The following is a 21,261-nucleotide window of genomic DNA, read 5'->3' as shown; positions in this document are numbered from 1 at the left end:
TCGGCCTGAGTGAATGCTTTGCCTTTTAACCGTGATAAACTCATACAGCCCTCATCCTGCCGGGAGATTGACTCGCAAGCTGATCAAGAATTTTTCGCTTTTGTCCTTTCATCAGTATCTCGCCATCATCCATAACCGCGATGGAATCAAGTAAACTCAATATGGCAAGCCGTTGTGTAAAAACAATGATGGTTTTATCAGGTGCCAGTCGATTCAGGCGCTGTATCAGTTTTCTTTCCGAGTCTTGATCAAGGGCACTGGTGGGCTCGTCAAAGATCAGAATCTTAGGATCCCGGAGCAAAGCGCGAGCAAGTGCCACACACTGTCGTTGACCTCCGGAGAGCATTCTCCCCTGCTCGCCGCACTCTCGGTTCAAGCCGTCCGGGTGCGTCCCGGTAAATTCGATGACGCCTGCCATCTCTGCGGCTTTAAGAATCTGCGCATCGGTAGCATAAGGTGTACCCGTGGCGATATTATCGCGTATCGTTCCAGAAAACAGGGTCGGCAGTTGCTCAACTGAGCCTATCATCTTGCGCAGGTCACTTGGATCAAGCTGACGAATATCAATACCGTCGAGCTTAATGACACCTTCGGTAGGCGTATAAAGTCCCATTAAGAGCCGAAGCAAAGTGGTTTTTCCGCAACCAATGCGACCAATTACCGCCAATCGACTTCCCGCAGGAATATTAATGGACACTCTTTTGATAACAGGAACAGTTTGCTCAGGAAAGGTTAACGAAACATTTTCAAGCTGATAATGACCGTCAGTAAGGTCGCACTGAAGGTACTGTTTTTCATCTTCCCGTTCGACAGGCATTGCCATAATACCGGCAATACCCTTGTAAGCTACTTTGGTTTGCCCCCATCGTGCGATTAAGCCTGCAACATGGGTCATTGGAGAAATTACACGCCCTGTTAACATACTGGCCGCAATCAACCCACCCATGGTCAGATCATGGTTTGCAATTTTATACACACCAACAATGAGTACGGCAACCGTCGACATTTGCTGGATAAAGCCAGACGTACTCGTACCAAAGGTTGAATAAAGCCGGGAGCGATTGCTCCAGTACGAAGCTTCGCCAATATTCTGTTCCCACTTTCGCTGATTTAACCCCTCCATTCGATTACTCTTAACGGTTTCCAGGCCATTAAGGGTTTCAATCAGCAACCCATTCTTTACCGAGGATGCACCATAGCTATGAGAGATAGCCTCATCAACTGGTCGACGGATCAACAGTGTAATGACCAAAATAATAAAAATTGAAACCATCGGGACAATAACGAGGTAGCCACTAAATATATAAATTGCGATCAGGAAAATAATGACAAAAGGTATATCAACCAATGTGCTAAGTGTTGCAGAGGTAATAAAATCCCGAATACTCTCAAATTCACTCACCATTCTGGCAAATGAACCCACTGACCTGGGTCGGTGTTCTAATTTCAAAGCCTGAACATGAGCAAAAATTCTGGATGAAAGAATGACATCCGACTTTCTCCCTGCAACATCCAGGAAAAAGGTCCGAATCAATTTAAGCAAAAGATCGAAGAAAAAAATAATGGCGACGCCAATTGAAAATGCCCACAAGGTATCAAAAGCTGAGTCAGGGACGACCCGGTCATAGATATTTCGGACATAAAAGGGGGTGGCGAGTACAAATAAACTAATAACAACAGAGGCAATGATCACATCACGATAAATTGGGAAAGACAGTCGCAAGGTGTCCCAAAACCAATGTTTGCCCGCCTCACCGGTTATCAGGCGGCGGCCTTTATCAAATTTATACTCACGCTTAATAAAAAAACAGAACCCTGTGTACAGCAGACGCAGCTCATCAAGGTGCATTTCAGCCTTGCCCAGACCTGCTTCCGGGCGAATAATTGTGGCTTCGTCAGCTGTAATGTCGAGCTTGGTCAGCACGCAGGCATTGCCATTGTGAAGCAACAAAATAGCTGGCAAGACTTCGGGAAGTATTGTGTCGAGTTCACGATTCAATAAGCGCGCAGACAAACTGGCTCGTTCAGCCGCCAGTGGTAACAGAGCAAGGGTGAGTTTATTCTCAATCAAAGGCAAGCCTGCACTTAAGGCAGTCGCCGTACTTGGTTTATCATACAACTTAGTCACGATAACCAGGCTATCGAGCAAGGCATCAAAGTGTGTCCGCTCGGGAGATCCTGTATCCCATCGATCAGTGGCTTCAGTGTTGCTCTGATCTGTCATCTATTCTCCCAAACATTGAGTTTTGGAACGGTTCTTGTCTGCGTTTGCACCGATTGTCAGTTGTGTCGTTAAATCGGTGGAAAGGAATTATCATCCGGCTTTGGTACCAGATTCTCTATGTGAAAGCTTGAACTCCCTGAGGTTGCATCATCGTGGGTAGTCTCTGTGTTACTGCTTGCCAAGGGTTTTTCATCAGTCGGCTGTGATGGTTCGCTTTTTAGCTCATTGGAAATGGTTTGTTCTCCAGCGTTCTCGCTTTGTTGTTCATTGAGATGTTGCTCAACCTGACGCCGTAAAGAGCCCTCGGCTTCATTTTCGGTAGCTGCTTCAAGAACGACCTCGGCACGTATGATCCGGGCATTGTTGATATCACCCTGAGTACGGGGTTGATTTTGATCACGCAGCGCCTCCAGATTGACTTGAGGTTCATTATCAGAAACGCTTACCTGTATAGGTCCTTCAGTTGCTTGTCTATCATGTTGAACGTTAATGTCGGCGCTTTCACTCCCCGGAGCCTGCTCATGGCTTGAAATCGGCGGTGCTGGTAAAGGCTGGGTCGGATCCATTATCAACGGCGCAGAATGTTCACTGACCGTATCACCTCCTGCACCGGAGGTTGTTACGACTAGCCGGATATTCATATTTTGCGCATTCCCACCTGGTAACAGTGCAGTCAAGTCGGTGGTTGTCCAGTTTTGAACATCGACATGTTCTGTCATTTGGGTAATTGTGTGAGCGTGACCATGGCCATCACTTAATACCGTTCCGACATTAAAACCTGTGAGTTCAATCTTGCTGATACGGTCTTGCGGATCAGCAGGTGGTGTTATCTTTGGGTGTAAATGCAATAGTGCAGAGCTATTGGGAGTAGCGATATCCGTATCGACTGATACCTTCTGTTCGGTCAATGCTCCGACCTGTGATAACTGATGATGACCTGTCACATCGACAAGCATGCCAGAATAGTCTGCCTGTATATCAAAAACCAGGCCTGCATTTTTTGATATTACTTTGCCCAGGGGAGAATGAGTCAGCAGAGTTTTGTCAACATCAACATTGGCAGCCATCGATACACTGAATATCTGACCATGATAGGCATCGTTAGGGTTAAATCCATGGTTTCCTGTGGCAGCAGGTCCCGACTCTTCTGCATAATGATCCTGGTCCTGGGCAAGAGCAAAAACGCCGTGCCCCGGGATCTGATAGCCTGTTGCAATGTGGTCATGACTGTAAGCGCTCTGGCCATCGACAAGAACATCCAGGTGACCGGTCACTGAGTCCCATAATAATGAGTAGCGATGGCTATTTCCGTCAGTTGTATCAATGCCGGTAGCGTATTCATGGTGACCTATTTCAATGGTCAGGTTATCTGGTCTCCAGACATAAAACTCATTTGGATCTGCCGGGACGCCATAACTCAGAAACGTAGCGCCGTGATGAGCACTTGTGGCAACTTGCTGACTACCGATAATGTTAAACTCAACGGCCAACTTTGTAATAGGGTCTGGTGTATCAAGCTGGCCCTGGTTCAGAACCCCCCCGGTTCCCGCACTGCTAAAGGTCATAACTTTTTGCTCAGCGGAAAAACTTAAAGCAACTGATGCTGCATCAGTTACAGAGTTGGCCATGACCGAAACAGCTTGGGGAGGAGAGGTAACAGAGTGGGTGCCATCAGTCGTCGTTGCAGTGACGTATAACGGCATGGAGCCCTGATAATTCGTTGGAGGTGTTAAAGTCAACGATGAGACATCGCTCGCATTTACTACCCACCCACCGGAACCATCGCTATGACCTGATGAAAACTGAGTACCGGCTAAAAAACCTGTGAGGGTAATGCTTTCCAGGGTATCACCGTGTGATGCAATAACCAGGTTTAGTGCGATGGCCTTATCTTCATCTCCTGCAGGTGGGGCACTGGTTGAAATGGCAGCGGCATCAACAACACTCGAAACACTGATGTTGCCAGTTGCTATGGCTGAATCTGCCGTACCATCGTTAACGGTATAAGTAAAATGTACATCGCCGTTAAAATTGGCGGCAGGGGTGAATACCAAATTGGGGATAGCACCGGTCACTATATTTTGGCCGACAGTCACATCTGCACCATTTAACTGGAATTTGCCCTCATTGGCTGCAGGCAACCGGGTGATGGTGACATGATCCAAAACTGCACCCGCATCCACATCCTGAAAGCCAAAGTCACTGGCACTGAAGGTATAGGCTGTGTCTTCAGTACCACTTAGAGGAACTGTTGCAACCGTGGGTTCATCATTGCTACCCGTGATGGTGATATGAACGGTTTGAGTATTGCCATCACTGGCCGTAAATGTGTAAGAGTCTGCGGCCTGGCGCTTGCTGGCATCCGGAGCAGACGGGTTTAGTTCCTGCACCTTGCTCTGGTCAAGCAGATAGGTCCACAAGCCATTAACCATGGTGAAATGACCATAGGTTGTTGCAGTGGGCGACACATTGTGGAAAACCGGATTATCACCAGCATCAACATCACTAACAGTGAGCATGCCTCTGACATTAGTGATATCACCGATGTCACCTTCGGCAACAGTGGCAACAAGGTTTCCGGATATTATCGAAGGATGATCAATAGCAGCCAGATTCATTGAAGCCGTCTGGGTGACAGAGGATTGATGCTCGTCCTTGACCTCATAGCTAAATTGCACCGGGCCGTTGTAATTTACAGTCGGGATGAAGGTGTATGTGCCGTTATAATTATCAGTAATACGACCATGGTCTGCTGACAGCTTATGAATACTAAGCTGAGCACGGTGATCCACATCAGTGGCGTGAGCCAGAAGGTCAGAAGCCTTTATGATAACCACCTGATCCTCTGTACCCGGAGGCAACACTACTGTTGAAGAGAGTGCTGGTGCGTCATTGGTGCCGCTAACCGTCATCATCAAGGCTTTAGTGTCAGTAGCGCCACTACCGTCAGTCACCATGACCGGGATCACGATTCTTTGCGTATCGCCTTGAGCTAAACCATCGTAGGCCGGATCGGTCGGGTCGAAAGAATAGTTGCCATCGGCATTCAATGTAAACCCTGGCACTTTCATAGTGCTGGAGTAAGTTGCAGTGTCGCCCGTATCGATATCGGTGGAAGTAATGCTTCCCGTGGTCGGCTGGCTGTCACCTTCTATTGCAGAGGCGGGGGAAATGGCGTTCAGTACAGGGCCATCGTTAGAACCGTTAACGGTGATAACAATATTATGGGTTGTGCCATCCGCACTCTGAATCTCGATTGTGTCGGTCAGGCTGTTAGTGGTCGTTGCGCCAGCCCCCAGTGCCTGAACGTCGGCATGGGTCTCGTCCAGGTTATAAGCCCAATGACCATTAGCATCAAGATTTAAGTTGCCATGGGTTGCAGCGTAGTTACCTGCCTGGAAGTGATCCTGCCCTGCATCCTTATCGCTGATACTCAGATTACCAGTGACTTGTAATAAAGAATCCTCGGTGACGCTACCGGACTCTGCTCCAGCAATCACCGCAGCATCCGATTGACCATGCACAGTAATGACCAGATTCCGGGTATCAGTAGCTCCATGTTGATCCGTAGCCGTAATGGGGATAGTCACTGTTTTATCCTGACCGGCCGCAAGAGACTGGTAGGTAGCATGGCCCGGATCAAAAGTATATTGACCATCCCTGCTGAGCATGAAGCCATCAACCGGAGTAGCGATTGAATAAGCGACGGATGCATAGTTATCCGGATCTTTTGACGTGATCTGTCCGCTAAGTGGGCTGTCGTCTTCCGTCGCGCTTTGTGCCTGTATCTGATCAAGCACGGGGGCGTCGTTGGTGCCGCTAACCGTCATCATCAAGGCTTTAGTATCAGTAGCGCCACTTCCGTCAGCCACCGTGACCGGGATCACGATTCTTTGCGTATCGCCTTGAGCTAAACCATTGTAGGTCGGATCGGCTGGGTCGAAAGAATAGCTGCCATCGGTCTTCAGCGTGAACCCTGCCACTGTCGCTGTGGTGGAGTAAGTTGCAGTGTCACCCGTATCGACATCAGCGGAAGTAATGCTTCCCGTGGTCGGCTTGCTGTCACCTTCTATTGCAGAGGCGGCAGAAATGGCATTCAGTATCGGGCCATCGTTAGAACCGTTAATGGTGATAACAATATTATGTGTTGTGCCGTCAGCACTCTGAATCTGGATTGTATCTGTCAGGCTGTTGGTGGTCGTTGTGCCAGCCCCCAGCGCCTGTACATCGGCATGGGAATTATCCAGGTTGTAAGCCCAATGACCATTAGCATTAAGGTCAAGGTTGCCATGAGTCGCAGTGTAGTTAGCCGTCTGAAACTGATCCTCCCCGGCATCTTTATCGGTAATACTCAGGATACCAGTGACTTGTAATGAAGAATCCTCGGTGACGCTACCGGAGTCTGCTCCAGCAATCACCGCAGCATCCGGTTGACCATGTACAGTAATGACCAGATTCCGGGTATCAGTGGCTCCATGTTGATCCGTAGCCGTAATGGGGATAGTCAGCGTTTTATCCTGACCGGCCGCAATGGACTGGTACGCGACATGGCCCGGATCAAAAGTATATTGACCATCCCTGCTGAGCGTGAAGCCATCAACCGGAGTAGCGACTGAATAAGCGACGGATGCATGGTTATCCGGGTCCTGTGAAGTGACTTGCCCGCTAACCTGACTGCCATCTTCCGTCGCGTTTTGTGCCTGTATCTGATCAAGCACAGGGGCGTCGTTGGTACCGCTAACCGTCATCACCAAGGCTTTAGTATCAGTAACGCCAAGACCGTCGGTCACCGTGACCGGGATCACGATTTTTTGTGTATCGCCCTGAGCTAAACCATCGTAGGCCGGATCGGCTGGGTCGAAAGAGTAGGTGCCATCGGCATTCAGTGTAAACCCTGGCACCGTCATAGTGGTGGAGCAAGTTGCAGTGTCGCCTGTATCGACATCAGTGGAAGTAATGCTTCCCGTAGTCAGCTGGCTGTCACCTTCTGTTGCAGAGGCGGCGGAAATGGCATTCAGTACCGGGCCATCGTTAGAACCGTTAATAGTGATAACAATATCATGTGTTGTGCCGTCAGCACTCTGAATCGGGATACTATCGGTCAGGCTGTTGGTGGTCGTTGTGCCAGCCCCCAACGCCTGAACGTCGGCATGGGTGTTATCCAGGTTGTAAGCCCAGTGACCATTGCCATCAAGATGTAGTGTGCCATGGGTTGCTGTGTAGTTACCCGCCTGGAAGTAATCCTGCCCTGCATCGTTATCGGTAATACTCAGGATGCCAGTGACTTGTAATGAAGAATCCTCGGTGACATTACCGGAGTCTGCTCCGGCAATCACCGCAGCATTGGATTGACCGTGTACGATAATGACCAGGTTCCGGGTATCGCTGGCCCCGTGTTGATCCGTAACCGTAATGGGGATAGCCAGCGTTTGATCCTGACCGGCCGCAAGTGACTGGTAGGCAGCATGGCCCGGATCAAAAGTATATTGACCATCCCTGCTGAGCATGAAGCCATCAACCGGAGTAGTGATTGAATAAACGACGGATGCATGGCTATCCGGGTCTTGTGAAGTGATCTGTCCGTTAAGTTGACTGCCGTTTTCGGTCGCGCTTTGTGCCTGTATCTGATCAAGTACAGGGGCGTCGTTGGTACCGCTAAGCGTCATCACCAAGGCTTTAGTATCAGTAGCGCCACCGCCGTCGGTCACCGTGACGGGGATCACGATTCTTTGCGTATCGCCTTGAGCTAGACCATCGTAGGCCGGATCGGCTGGGTCGAAAGAGTAGGTGCCATTGGCATTCAGTGTAAACCCTGCCACCGTCGTAGTGGTTGAGTAAGTTGCAGTGTCGCCCGCATCGACATCGGCGGAAGTAATGCTTCCCGTAGTCAGCTGGCTGTCACCTTCGGTTGCAGAGGCGGCGGAAATGGCATTCAGTACCGGGCCATCGTTAGAGCCGTTAATGGTGATAACAATATTATGGGTTGTGCCATCCGAGCTCTGAATCTGAATGGTATCGGTCAGGCTGTTGGTGGTTTTTGTGCCAGCCCCCAGCGCCTGAACGTCGGCGTGGGTGTTATCCAGGCTGTAAGCCCAGTGACCATTGGCATCAAGATGTAAGTTGCCATGGGTTGCTGTGAAGTTACCTGCCTGGAAGTGATCTTGCCCTGCATCCTTATCGGTGATACTCAGGCTACCAGTGACTTGTAGGGAAGAATCCTCGGTGATGCTACCGGAGTCTGCTCCGGCAATCACCGCAGCGTCTGATTGACCGTGCACAGTAATGACCAGATTCCGGGTATCAGTGGCTCCATGTTGATCCGAAGCCGTAATGGGGATAGTCACCGTTTTATCCTGACCGGCCGCAAGGGACTGGTAGGCAGCATGGCCCGGATCAAAAGTATATTGACCATCCCTGTTAAGCGTGAAGCCATCAACCGGAGTAGCGATTGAATAAACGACGGATGCATGGTTATCCGGGTCTTGAGAAGTGATCTGCCCGCCAAGCTGGCTGCCATCTTCTGTCGCGCTTTGCGCCTGTATCTGATCAAGAACGGGGGCGTCGTTGGTACCGCTAACCGTCATCACCAAGGCTTTAGTATCAGTAGCGCCACTACCGTCAGTCACCGTGACGGGGATCACGATTCTTTGCGCATCGCCCTGAGCTAAACCATCGTAGGCCGGATCGGTTGGGTCGAAAGAATAGGTGCCACCGGCATTCAATGTAAACCCTGCCAGCGCCGCAGTGGTGGAGTAGGTTGCAGTGTCGCCCGTATCGACATCAGCGGAAGTAATGCTTCCCGTGGTCGGCTGGCTGTCACCTTCTGCTGCAAAGGCGGCAGAAATGGCATTCAGTATCGGGCCATCGTTAGAGCCGTTAATGGTGATAACAACATTATGGGTTGTGCCATCCGCGCTCTGAATCTGAATGGTATCGGTCAGGCTGTTGGTGGTCGTTGCGCCAGCGCCCAGCGCCTGAACGTCGGCGTGGGTGTTATCCAGGTTGTAAGCCCAGTGACCATTAGCATTAAGGTTCAAGGTGCCATGGGTTGCTTTATAGTTACCTGTCTGGAAGTGATCCTGCCCTGCATCCTTATCGGTGATACTCAGATTACCAGTGACTTGTAATGAAGAATCCTCGGTGACGCTACCGGAGTCTGTTCCAGCAATCACCGCAGCATCCGATTGACCATATACGGTAATGACCAGATTCCGGGTATCTGTGGCTCCATGTTGATCCGAAGCCGTAACGGGGATAGTCAACGTTTTATCCTGACCGGCCGCAAGGGACTGGTAGGCAGCATGGCCCGGATCAAAAGTATATTGACCATCGCTGCCGAGCATGAAGCCATCAACCGGAGTAGCGATTGAATAAGCGACGGATGCATGGTTATCCGGGTCTTGTGAAGTGACTTGCCCGCTAAGCGGGCTACCATCTTCCGAAGCGCTTTGCGCCTGTATTTGATCAAGCACGGGGGCGTCGTTGGTGCCGCTAACGGTTATTACCAGGGCTTTAGTATCTGTAGCGCCACTTCCGTCAGTCACCGTGACCGGGATCACGATTGTTTGCGTATCGCCTTGAGCCAGACCATTGTAGGCCGGATCGGCTGGGTCGAAAGAATAGGTGCCATCGGCCTTCAGCATGAACCCTGCCACTGTCGCTGTGGTGGAGTAAGTTGCAGTGTCACCCGTATCAACATCGGCGGAAGTAATGCTTCCCGTGGTCGGCTGGCTGCCACCCTCTGTTGCAGAGGCGGCGGAAATGGCATTCAGTACCGGGCCATCGTTAGAACCGTTAATGGTGATAACAATATTATGGGTTGTGCCATCAGCACTCTGAATCTGAATCCTGTCGGTCAGGCTGTTGGTGGTCGTGGTGCCGACCCCCAGCGCCTGAACGTCGGCATGGGCGTTATCCAGATTGTAAGCCCACTGACCATTAGCATTAAGGTTCAAGTTGCCATGGGTTGCTTTGTAGTTACCCGTCTGGAAGTGATCCTGCCCTGCATCCTTATCGGTAATACTCAGGCTACCAGTGACTTGTAACGAAGAATCCTCGGTGACGCTACCGGAGTCAGCTCCAGCAATCACCGCAGCATCCGATTGACCATGGACACTAATGACCAGATTCCGGGTATCGGTGGCTCCGTGTTGATCCGAAGCCATAATGGGGATAGTTACCGTTTGATCCTGACCGGCCGCAAGAGACTGGTACGCAGGATGGCCTGGATCAAAAGTATATTGACCATCCCTGTTAAGCGAGAAGCCATCAACCGGAGTAGCGGTTGAATAAGCGACGGATGCATGGTTATCCGGGTCCTGTGAAGTGACCTGCCCGTTAAGTTGGCTGCCATCTTCCGTCGCGCTTTGTGCCTGTATCTGATCAAGCACGGGGGCGTCGTTGGTACCGCTAACCGTGATCACCAGGGCTTTAGTATCAGCAACGCCACTACCGTCAGTCACCGTGACCGGGATCACGATTGTTTGCGTATCGCCCTGAGCTAAACCATCGTAGGCCGGATCGGCCGGGTCGAAAGAATAGGTGCCATCGGCCTTCAGCGTGAACCCTGCCGCTGTTGCTGTAGTGGAGTAAGTTGCAGTGTCGCCCGTATCGACATCGGCGGAAGTAATGCTTCCCGTGGTCGGCTGGCTGTCACCTTCTGTTGCAGAGGCAGCGGAAATGGCATTCAGTACCGGGCCATCGTTAGAACCCTTAATGGTGATAACAATATCATGCGTTGTGCCATCTGCACTCTGAATCTGGACTGTATCGGTCAGGCTGTTGGTGGTCGTTGTTCCAGCCCCCAACGCTTGAACGTCGGCATGGGTGTTGTCCAGATTGTAAGTCCAGTGACCATTAGTATTAAGGTGCAAGGTGCCATGGGTTGCTGTGTAGATACCTGCCTGGAAGTGATCCTGCCCTGCATCCTTATCGGTGATACTCAGGCTACCAGTGACTTGTAATGAAGAGTCCTCGGTGACACTACCGGAGTCTGCTCCAGCAATCACCGCAGCATTGGATTGACCGTGTACGGTAATGACCAGATTCCGGGTATCGGTGGCTCCGTGTTGATCCGTAACCGTGATGGGGATAGTCAGCGTTTTATTCTGACCGGCAACAAGGGGCTGATAGGCGGTATGGCCTGGGTCAAAGGCATACTGACCATCTCTGCTGAGCGTGAAGCCATCGACCGGAGTGGCGATTGAATAAGCGACGGATGCATGGTTATCCGGGTCTTGTGAAGTGATCTGTCCGCTAAGTTGGTTGCCATCTTTCTTTACACTTTGCGCCTGTATCTGATCAAGCACGGGGGCGTCGTTGGTGCCGCTAATTGTCATCAACAGAGCTTTTGTATCAGAAGCGCCGCTAGCGTCAGTCACCGTGACCGGGATGACGATTTTCTCCGAATCGCCCTGAGCCAAGCTGTTGTAAGCCGGATCGGTTGGGTCGAAAGAATAGGAGCCATCGGCATTCAGTGCGAACCCTGCTACTGTCATCGTGGTAGAGAAGGTTGCAGTGTCGCCAGTATCGACATCGGTAGAGGTAATGCTGCCAGTGGTCGGTTGACTGACACCTTCAACTGAATGGCCTGCATGTCCACCATTTACGACTGGCAAGTCATTAGAGCCTTGAACTTCAACAGTAAACGCGCGGGAGAAATCAACACCGTTTGTATTTAGAGCATGTACGACAAAATGCTCAGATACACGCTGTCCATCATGCAGCCCCTGAACATCAGATGCACTGTTATCCAGCGTGTAGCCCCACGCACCACTTTCCTCAATGGTCAGAACACCATATTTACCCTGATAAACTTGCGCGGGGAAAGTGCCCTCCCCATTTTTTAAATCCAATTGTCCATAAGCACTGATCTGCGAATCTTCGATCACTTGACCAGCAAAACTGCCGACAATTGTCAGAGGTAAATTACTCGAAGCAGCATTTTCGGATAATGCTGGTGACCTTCCTGCTATCTGTGGAGCAACGGTCCCGTTTCGTGAATTTAAAAAAGATTTTTCATTAAATAGCGAAACTGAGCCAGAGTCTGTATTTAAATCGCCGGTGTAGTCTCGTGCAGATTGATCATTAGCGGAAGCTTGTCCTTTCGAAACCTCCACTTCAAGGTTAACGCGCTCCACAATAGCTGCTGCCTTATGATGCCCGTCTTCAAACTCTATAACATGCATAACCCGACGGTCATTATGCTCTCTGGCTGTTTCAGTCGCTTGCAGTGTTTCATCTGAACCACTGTCAGGCAAACTATTGGCTGAGTGGACACTGTTTATTGCAGAATTAGCAGCATTATTCTGCAAGATGTCAGCCACAGGTTGAAGGTCTTTCACTAAAACAGAGATCGGGGATCCTGATTCTTCCTGAAGAACCACATGATGCTCATCGGGACTTGAAATTATCGTGCTCTCAGAAATCAGCATGCCCGATTCAAGGGACTCAAGCTCACCAGAGTTAGCTAGATAGAAAACCGGGCCCGAAATTTGCGACACTGTAAACATATCGAATACAAACCATGTTCCATAACCAGCCCACAGTGAAATATAGTTTAGATATCGAAAAATTACTAAAGTCCAATAAACCCCCGTTTTCATTAGCTCATGGTCGCCCAGTCTGTGCTATGCTAGCCGCCTTTAGTATTACATGCCCGAAATGACCATAGGCGTTAGAACCAGTCCCTAATCTCCTTTGGAAATGAATGTTTTTCATTAAAGTTTCCGGCGTCACAGGTGTTTGGAGTCAATGTCGAAATCTCAGATTTTTCGCGTTATTTTTCAGAATGAGTCTGAAGTCTTTGAAGTGTATGCTCGACAGATTTTCCAGAGCGAGCTCTGGGGATTTATTGAAGTAGAGGAATTTGCTTTTGGTGAGCGTAGCCAGTTGCTGGTCGATCCCAGTGAAGAGAAACTAAAGAGCACTTTCGAAGGTGTTAAGCGGAGTTATATTCCTTTGTCGTCTATTATTCGTATTGACGAAGTTGAAAAAGAAGGGGCAGCCAAGGTTTCTGAAGCAAAAGGCAATAACGTCAAACTGTTTCCAATGCCTCCGGCATGAGCCTTCGGGTTTGAGCCCTGATCGCGCATTTGTTTGCCGGTCGCCTGCTGCTGGCAGTGCAGCAGGAAAGGGGAGGGTTCGTTTATTCCTGATTGATGTCTGCTTGTTCGAAAGGCCGGTTCTGGTTTTTCAATAGCATGAACAAACCGGTTGCCATCAGCAGGCTTCCCAGGGCAAGCATGTAGCGGAATAGGTTAAGCCTCAGGTATCCGCCCAGGGTGCCCTGATTGCCAATGACCAGGCCGCCAATAAAAAAGCTGATGAACGCAATGAGCAGTAAGCCTTTGGGTCCGGGCTCTACCTGTGCTCTGACGACACTGTAGAGGGCTATGAGCAGGCTGACAGCCAACAGGGCGTCCCTGTAGAGTGTTTCAACCCCGTACCAGCGGCTTATTTCGTAAGCCAGACAGAGTCCGATGATCATCCTTCCCCAGGCCGGCTTGCTCCACACCCTGTTAGACAGAAGCAGGGCAATGGCTGTACCAACTAATGGTGGCGAAAGGTAAGTAGCGGCGTTATTCAGAAAGAGATAGACACCGGTCCAGATCTCTGAAAAGCCATACTTCAGGGTGCCCGCTGCCGACGCCAGAGCAACTAGCAGGAAGCCCAGGAGGGCCCCCTTGGTAGCCGTTCTGTGAATCTCGGCAAATGCCTGTTGCTGGCAGAGCAGGAAAACAGCAAAGGTGCTGGCAGCTGCCAGCACCGCATCCGAAAGAGCCAGTGAACTCATAGTGAATACAGCCGTGAGGTAAGAAAACTATTTTGCGTCATTCTCATGTATGAATCCGGTGAGCATGGAAAACGACGCAGTAAAATATTTTTCACGGTCAATTGATTACCTTATCGACAGTGAAGAAAAGCACGATCCGCAGCCTCTATGGTTTTCTGAATCTCCAGATCACCATGAGCTTCGGATATAAATCCGGCTTCGAATGCGGAGGGAGCCAGATAGACTCCCTCATCCAGCATGGCGTGGAAGAAGCGACCATAGAAGGTTCCATCGCAGGCCATTACCTGATTAAAGCGGTCGACGCGAGGCTGGTCAGTGAAAAATAAACCAAACATACCACCCACTTGAGAGGTTTGCAGGGGAATACCATGTTGTGAGGCTTTCTCCTTGAAGCCTGCCAGTAACTTCGCTGCTTTTTCGGTAAGTTCTGCGTGGAAGCCGGGACGGCTCAGGTTTCTCAGTGTCGCCAGCCCTGCGGCCATAGCCAACGGGTTACCAGACAGGGTACCAGCCTGATAAACCGGTCCCAGTGGAGCCAGGTGCTCCATGACCTCTTTTCGGCCACCAAAAGCACCCACTGGCAGACCGCCACCTATGATTTTACCCAGTGTCGTCAGATCTGGTTTTACGCCATAGTGAGCCTGTGCTCCACCCAGGGCAACACGGAATCCGGTCATGACTTCATCAAAGATTAGCAGGGCGCCGTACTCACTACATACTTCTCTGAGACCTTCAAGGAAACCTTTGACCGGGGGAATGCAGTTCATGTTACCGGCCACTGGTTCGACGATGATACAGGCCACTTCGCTGCCTGTTTCTGCAAAAGCCTGTTTAACAGAGTCAATGTCGTTGTACGTCAGTGTAATAGTGCTTTCTGCCAGAGCTTGAGGAACTCCCGGAGAACTTGGCACTCCCAGAGTCAGTGCGCCAGAGCCAGCCTTTACCAGCAGTGAGTCAGAATGGCCATGGTAGTTGCCTTCAAACTTGACAATTTTGTCACGGCCGGTAAAGCCCCTGGCCAGACGAATAGCACTCATGGTGGCTTCGGTGCCCGAGCTCACCATTCTGAGCAGTTCCATGGAGGGAAAAATTTCACGGACTTTCAGAGCCAGCTCGGTTTCCAGGGTTGTGGGCGCACCAAAGCTCATTCCATCCAGAGCCTGATCGCGAACGGCGCTGACAACATCCGGATGGTTATGTCCGAGAATCATCGGACCCCAGGAACCCACATAATCAATCAGGCTGTTGCCATCGACATCTTGAATATAGGCACCTTTGGCACTTTTGAAGAAGACTGGCTTGCCACCGACACCCTTGAACGCTCTGACCGGTGAGTTGACTCCCCCCGGGATGACAGCCTGGGCTTCAGTAAACAGAGTGCTAGAGCGTTCATGGGGAAGGGACATGATCTATTCCTGATTAAAACAATTCAGTAAAACTGCGGGCACGACTCTGAATATCTGTGGAAGCAAATAAATTATGAACCACTGCCACCATATCAGCACCCACTTCTATGAGCTGCGGGGCATTATCCACAGTAATTCCTCCAATAGCTACAACAGGGACTTCAAAGGTCTCCCGGGCAGAAGGCAGAAGTGACGGCTCGGCAGGCTTGGCGTCAGGCTTGGTATGTGAGGGGAAAAAACGTCCAAAGGCAATGTAATCGGCACCCTCCTCAACAGCCTTGTGGGCCAGATCGAGAGATCCTTCACAGCTGATACCAATAATAGCGTATTCCCCGAGCCTTTTTCGGGCGGATTTTATGGATTCATCCTGTTGTCCCAGGTGCACGCCGTCTGCTTCCGATTCTGCAGCCAGTTCAATGTCATCATTGATGATCAAAAGGGCCCCGTAAGTGTGGCAGAGCACTCTCAGAGTACTGGCCTGACGGAACCTCTTTTCATGATCCAGACTTTTGTCTCGGTACTGAAGTACTTTCATGCCGCCCATCAAAGCCTGTTCAACCGCTTCCAGTAGAATACGATCGTCGGGGAGAAGCTGGCTGTCGGTTACACCGTAGAGACCTTTGAGCATGTTCTAACCTGATTTCAAACATTTCGACGGATTATAACAGGATGAGTGTCGACCCGGATAATTCAGATAGCCTCCAGTGCCTCGGACAGTTTGTGAACACCGACAACAGTTAATCCTTCAATGGGTTTTCTGGGCTTGTTTGCTGCCGGAACAATGGCTCTTCTGAAACCATGTTTGGCCGCTTCAATCAGGCGCTCCTGACCATTGGCAACGGGCCTGATTTCACCCGCAAGGCCCACTTCCCCAAAGGCAAAAAGGTCTTGGGGCAGAGCACTGTCGCGCAGGCTGGAAACGACTGCCAGCAAACCGGCCAGATCGGCGCTGGTTTCTGTGACTTTCACGCCCCCTACCACGTTGAGAAAGACATCCTGATCGCTGGTAAAAATACCCCCGTGTCGAGTCAGTATCGCCAGCAGCATGGCCAGCCTGTTTTGATCCAGTCCCACTGTTACACGTCTTGGGTTGCCTAGCTGCGAGTCTACGACCAGTGCCTGAATTTCCACCAGAAGAGGGCGGGTGCCTTCCCACAAAACATTGATAATGCTGCCTGAGGTGGGCTCAGATGCCCGGGACAGGAAAATGGCTGAAGGATTTTTGACTTCTTTCATTCCCTTTTCCGTCATGGCAAAGATGCCCAGCTCATTCACCTGACCGAATCGGTTCTTGGTTGCCCGCATAACCCTGAAGCGTGAATCATCAGTATTTCCAAGCATGATCTGGGTATCAATAATATGGGACAGGGTCATGGGGCCTGCCAGAGAATTATCTTTGGTCACATGGCCTACCAACAATAAGACAGTGCCTGTCTGTTTGGCAAAACGGGTGAGAAAGGCAGCGGACTCCCTGACCTGGGCAACGCCTCCGGGAGCCGCATCCACACCGTTCATATACATGACCTGGATAGAGTCGATAACAATAACCCCTGGCTTCTCCTGTTCGGCCACAGCGACAATATTTTCGGCTGAGGTTTCTGCCAGCATCTTCAGGCGATCAGCAGGCAGGTCGAGGCGTTTGGCCCGGGCTGCAATCTGTTGCAGTGATTCCTCACCGGAGACATAAAGGGCATTCATGCTCTGGGCAACATGACACAGTACCTGAAGCAGGATGGTACTCTTGCCAGCCCCCGGATGGCCGCCAATCAGGACAGCACTGCCTTTGACAAAACCACCGCCGAGAACCCGGTCAAACTCTGACGTGCCACTGCTGAATCTGGGCGCTTCAGCAACATCCACCTCACTCAGGGTCTGAAGACCACTGAGGGTGCCTGCAAAGCCTGATTTATTGACGGCACCAATAGAGGGGGAAGCCGCAGGTCCCAGGTTGACCTCTTTGAACGTATTCCAGGCTTTACAGTCTGGACATTGCCCCTGCCACTTGGAGGACTCGCTGCCGCACTCGGTGCAGACATAGGCTTTTCTGGATTTTGCTTTGGCCATTAGAAGGTTTCAGATAAAACTGTATGGTAGCCTGTCCTTGTGTCAGCTCCAACTTAAAGCGCCATCTCTTTGTTGCGAGTCTGAAGCCTTTTTCGCACAGGGCTCACAGCCATGACAGCAAAAGTCGTATGTGCAATCAGTCAGTTTTTTAGAATCCTGTTTACTTCGAGCTTCAGGGCTGCTCCCTGTCATGGCCCGGGTGCTGGGGGGTGGTATCTTGCTATGTGAGTCCTCAGGGCCGCATAATTACTGAAGACTATCCCACATTGCCGCAGGCCGTCATTCTCGTCGATTAAGATCATGTTGCAAGCTATTGGACCACGTACTCTCGAATGGATATCGAAAGAGGCCGTTTGTGAGGAGCTGACACCCCGGGACTCGTCATAAGGCTCCGGCAAGTGCTGCTGTGCCCCATCGCGTACTACAAAATCTGGTGAGTTTGCTAATGAAGACAGGCCTACTCTGCAATACGGGCAGATTTCCGGAGTTGTCTGAAATATATTTTGTAAACAATGTTTGTCAATTTTCTGTGAACAGCAGGGCGTAAGAATCGCATTGGTAAACATTTCAAAGCATATAGGGCAATCGGCACTTGCTTCAGGTAGCTTTCTGCTCTCAGCTGGTGGTCGTAATCGACAAACGCCTTTACAAGAGTCGACGTAACAATCTAAACCGTAAGTGTGCTGCTGTTGTTCGGGGTCTCCATTACCGTCGCGGTGGCAAGAGAGAAGCCTGGCAAAAGAGCCTATAAGACGGTTGATTGTTCCTGAGGCCTGCTGACCAGATGATGCTGATGTCTGGCTTTGCTGGCCACTTTCTGTTTGACCCTGTCCCGGAAGGACCATAGTGGTGATCGCAAACGGATGATCCTGACTTGCCTGCGGTTGATCCAGCGGATTAAACAGAGGTGAATCCGGGTTCCCATAGCTTTTCAAAAGCATTCCGACAGCAACAAGCGCTTCTAATGGTATCCATGAATAAAGTCTGGCGCTCAAAGAGGTGTCACTGGTGTTCAGGAGCAGTTTGTTAGCCGCCAGCAGATGAGTGGCAGAAATCAGCTCCCACGATATCGATTCAATAAAAGAGGTTGTTTCAACGTAACTGTTGAGTTTTATAGAAACGCTCCCTTTTGGAACGCCTCCATTCTGTTCAAACTCGGCAATAAAATAGCTTTTCGACGGTTCGGCGGAACATATAACAGAAACCGACATTAACAATAACAGCAGTGCCGCTGAAAATGGGTTTTTCAAAGGTTTAACCTGACAGCTATTTTGTGTCTTTGAGAATGTGGAGGCTAGACCAGAAACTCATCAGGGGTATATTTATTCGAGATACCCGATCAGGTCTCTAACATACTTGTAGACTCTTTGACATGGCCCATCCTCGCCAACTATTGGCAAGTCTCCGTTAACAGAACCTGTTAAGTCCTGCGGTGCCTCTGCGCTTGCTATAAAACCTAGTGATCGTAATACTGATAACGTGCCTGCTGTGCAAAATGGGCAGTGTCCCGACTCCGACCATACCAAAGCATCCAGTAGACAACATGTCTCGACTCTTTTCGAACAACAGGGAGTCACAAGTACATCATCTCTAAACATTTGATGGCATATAGGGCACTCCCCATCTGCTTCACTTGGAGAAAAATCCGGTGATTGAGCTAGAAAAGACAAATCTTCTCTGCAATATGGGCAGGTGTTCCCAGTTTTCTCAAATGCCTCTTGCAAGCAGTGTTTGTCAATTTTCTGTGAACAACAAGGAGTAAGAATCGTATTGGTAAACGTTTCACAGCATATAGGGCATTCGTCACTTGCTTCAGGTGACATACTGCTAGCAGCGGGTGATCGAAATCGACAAACGCCATTACAGGAATCGACGTAACACTCTAAACCGAAAGTATGTTGGGGTTGTTCAGGGTTCCCGTTACCGTCGCGGCGGCAAGTCTGGAGCTGGGCGAAACAGTTTTTAAGGTGGGTGGTTGTTACTGAGGCCTGCTGATTGGATGATGCTGATGCCTGGCTTTGCTGGTCATTTTTTTGTTGACCCAGTCCGGGAAGTACCATAGTAGTGATGGCAAACGGATGATCCTGACTGGCCTCCAGTTGATCCGTCGGGTTGAACAGCAATGAATTGGAGTTCCAATCACTTTTCAAAAGCATGCCGACGGCGACAAACGCTTCTACCGGTATCCATGAATAAGGTTTGGCGCTCAGGGCATTGTTGTAAGGTTCGGCGTAACAGATAACAGACAACGACATCAGCAAGAACAGCAATGCCGCAGAAAATGGTTTTCTCAAGGGGTCATCCTTAATATCTATTTCGTATTTTTTGAAATAGAGAGGCTAGATCAGAACGTTGTTAAATCAAGAAAAAATGATCGATTGGTATGAAATTCCCCGCTCCAATCATAGAGGGGGCTCTCTGGCCACGTCACAGTTTCATCGGCGAAAGTGGAAGTGTGATACATGATTGGCCAGGGCTGCGTGATTTTTGCAGACCTTCCCACATGGCAACACCCTGCCAATCCCGTCCATTAGGATCACCTCGCAGACTGCTAGATCAAGTGCTCTCATAGTGTTAGTGAAAGAGGCCGTTTGTGAGGAACTGATACCCGAAGGCTTGTTATCAGCAACTGTTAAGTCCTGCTGTGATTCTACACTTGCTGCAAAATCCGGTGATTCTGCCAGGAAAGACAGATCTCTTCTGCAAAATGGACAGGTTTTCGTTGACCCTGGTGAAGTGCTCAGAAATATCTCTTTTAAACAGTGTGTGTCAATTTTATTCGAACAACAGGGAGTCACAGTTACTTTTCCAAACATTTCAAAGCATATGGGGCACTCCTCACCTCTATCAGGTTGCCTGCTGCTATCAGCTTGTGATCGGAATTGACAAACGCCATTACAGGAATCGACGTAACAATTTAAGCCGAAAGTATGCTGATGTTGTTCGGGGTTTTCTTTGCCTTCGCCAGAGCCGCGAGACAGAAACCTGGCGAAAAAGCCTCTACGGGTGATTGTTCCTGAGGCCTGCTGACCGGATGATGCTGATGCCTGGTTTTGTTGGCCATTTTTTGTTTGATCCTGTCCCGGAAGCACCATAGTGGTGATCGCAAACGGATGATCCTGACTTGTCTCCAGTTGATCCACCGGGTTAAACAGCGATGAATTGGAGTTCCAATAGCTTTTCAAAAGTATGCCGACAGCGACAAACGCTTCTGCGGGTATCCATGAATAGGGTTTGGCGCTCAGAAGCGGGGCGCTGGTGGTCAGAACCAGCTTGTAAGCAACCAGCAGATGAGCGACATAAATCAATTCCCACGGGATTGATTCAATAAGAGGCGTTGTTTCTCCATAATCGCCAAGTCTGTATGATTTGTGATCAGGCGGAAAAATTGATCCTGAGTCATCATTTGTTTCGGCAGAATATGACTTATCGTACGACAATGTGTTTTTATTGTATTCTATGAAAAAACTCCTTTCTGGAACGCCTCCATCTTGTTCAAACTCGACAATAAAATGTCTTTTAAAAGATTTGGCATTACAGGTAACAGGCAGCAATATTAGCAATAACAGCAGTGCCTTGGAAAATGGCTTTTTCAAAGCTTTATCCTTACATCTGTTTTGTGTTTTTAAGAATTGAGAGGCTAGACCAGAAAATTGATAGATCAAGAAAATAAGTATTTTTTCAAAAACAAAGGTTTCACCGTGCTAGAAAATGTCTTCTAAGTAATTAACGCCCGGAGTATTCATGACAACACTGGCCTTATCAGCAGTTTT

10 protein-coding genes are annotated in these 21,261 nt (G+C 49.8%); 1 reads left to right on the top strand and 9 read right to left on the bottom strand.

Annotated elements, in window-relative coordinates:
* Positions 1-40: 40 nt before the first annotated feature.
* Positions 41-2,224 (bottom strand): type I secretion system permease/ATPase, encoded by a 2,184-nt coding sequence (locus ACO6V5_RS15785; RefSeq protein WP_422136816.1) that lies wholly within the window; start codon positions 2,222-2,224, stop codon positions 41-43.
* Positions 2,225-2,292: 68 nt separating this feature from the next.
* The gene (locus tag ACO6V5_RS15780; RefSeq protein WP_422409650.1) at positions 2,293-12,657 is read right to left on the bottom strand and encodes a VCBS domain-containing protein; all 10,365 of its coding nucleotides are present in this window, start codon (positions 12,655-12,657) and stop codon (positions 2,293-2,295) included.
* A gap of 319 nt (positions 12,658-12,976) precedes the next feature.
* On the opposite strand from ACO6V5_RS15780, the gene ACO6V5_RS15775 reads away from it, so the two are divergent.
* On the top strand, positions 12,977-13,288 hold the full coding sequence (locus ACO6V5_RS15775) for a DUF1820 family protein (protein ID WP_317143534.1): 312 nt from the start codon (positions 12,977-12,979) through the stop codon (positions 13,286-13,288).
* A gap of 82 nt (positions 13,289-13,370) precedes the next feature.
* Here ACO6V5_RS15775 and ACO6V5_RS15770 read toward each other — a convergent pair whose 3' ends face one another.
* The 7 genes from ACO6V5_RS15770 to ACO6V5_RS15740 all read right to left on the bottom strand — a co-directional run bounded on the left by ACO6V5_RS15770 (position 13,371) and on the right by ACO6V5_RS15740 (position 21,084).
* Positions 13,371-14,018: a hypothetical protein gene (locus ACO6V5_RS15770; protein ID WP_422136818.1), complete on the bottom strand. Its 648-nt coding sequence runs from the start codon at positions 14,016-14,018 to the stop codon at positions 13,371-13,373.
* 110 nt (positions 14,019-14,128) lie between these two features.
* On the bottom strand, positions 14,129-15,424 hold the full coding sequence (gene hemL / locus ACO6V5_RS15765) for a glutamate-1-semialdehyde 2,1-aminomutase (RefSeq protein ID WP_422136819.1): 1,296 nt from the start codon (positions 15,422-15,424) through the stop codon (positions 14,129-14,131).
* A 13-nt stretch (positions 15,425-15,437) separates the two neighbouring features.
* A complete protein-coding gene (gene thiE / locus ACO6V5_RS15760; protein ID WP_422136820.1) occupies positions 15,438-16,052 on the bottom strand; it encodes a thiamine phosphate synthase in 615 nt (204 codons plus the stop codon).
* 62 nt (positions 16,053-16,114) lie between these two features.
* Positions 16,115-17,488: a DNA repair protein RadA gene (radA, locus tag ACO6V5_RS15755; protein WP_422409647.1), complete on the bottom strand. Its 1,374-nt coding sequence runs from the start codon at positions 17,486-17,488 to the stop codon at positions 16,115-16,117.
* Between the two features lie 188 nt (positions 17,489-17,676).
* Positions 17,677-18,738, bottom strand: a complete 1,062-nt coding sequence (locus tag ACO6V5_RS15750) for a hypothetical protein (RefSeq protein ID WP_422136822.1) — start codon at positions 18,736-18,738, stop codon at positions 17,677-17,679.
* Positions 18,739-18,810: 72 nt separating this feature from the next.
* A complete protein-coding gene (locus ACO6V5_RS15745) occupies positions 18,811-19,782 on the bottom strand; it encodes a hypothetical protein (RefSeq protein WP_422136823.1) in 972 nt (323 codons plus the stop codon).
* 141 nt (positions 19,783-19,923) lie between these two features.
* The gene (locus ACO6V5_RS15740; protein WP_422409645.1) at positions 19,924-21,084 is read right to left on the bottom strand and encodes a hypothetical protein; all 1,161 of its coding nucleotides are present in this window, start codon (positions 21,082-21,084) and stop codon (positions 19,924-19,926) included.
* Positions 21,085-21,261: the final 177 nt, after the last annotated feature.

Origin of the sequence: Endozoicomonas sp. ALD068, from assembly GCF_049310145.1 — a bacterium.
Lineage (GTDB): Bacteria > Pseudomonadota > Gammaproteobacteria > Pseudomonadales > Endozoicomonadaceae > Endozoicomonas_A.
This window is presented reverse-complemented; position numbering and strand designations above follow the sequence as displayed.

Coding starts and splice junctions, on each gene's coding strand:
- ACO6V5_RS15785 (WP_422136816.1), bottom strand. CDS start 2,224: ATGACAGATCAGAGCAACACTGAAGCCACTGATCGATGGGATACAGGA.
- ACO6V5_RS15780 (WP_422409650.1), bottom strand. CDS start 12,657: ATGCTGATTTCTGAGAGCACGATAATTTCAAGTCCCGATGAGCATCAT.
- ACO6V5_RS15775 (WP_317143534.1), top strand. CDS start 12,977: ATGTCGAAATCTCAGATTTTTCGCGTTATTTTTCAGAATGAGTCTGAA.
- ACO6V5_RS15770 (WP_422136818.1), bottom strand. CDS start 14,018: ATGAGTTCACTGGCTCTTTCGGATGCGGTGCTGGCAGCTGCCAGCACC.
- hemL (WP_422136819.1), bottom strand. CDS start 15,424: ATGTCCCTTCCCCATGAACGCTCTAGCACTCTGTTTACTGAAGCCCAG.
- thiE (WP_422136820.1), bottom strand. CDS start 16,052: ATGCTCAAAGGTCTCTACGGTGTAACCGACAGCCAGCTTCTCCCCGAC.
- radA (WP_422409647.1), bottom strand. CDS start 17,488: ATGGCCAAAGCAAAATCCAGAAAAGCCTATGTCTGCACCGAGTGCGGC.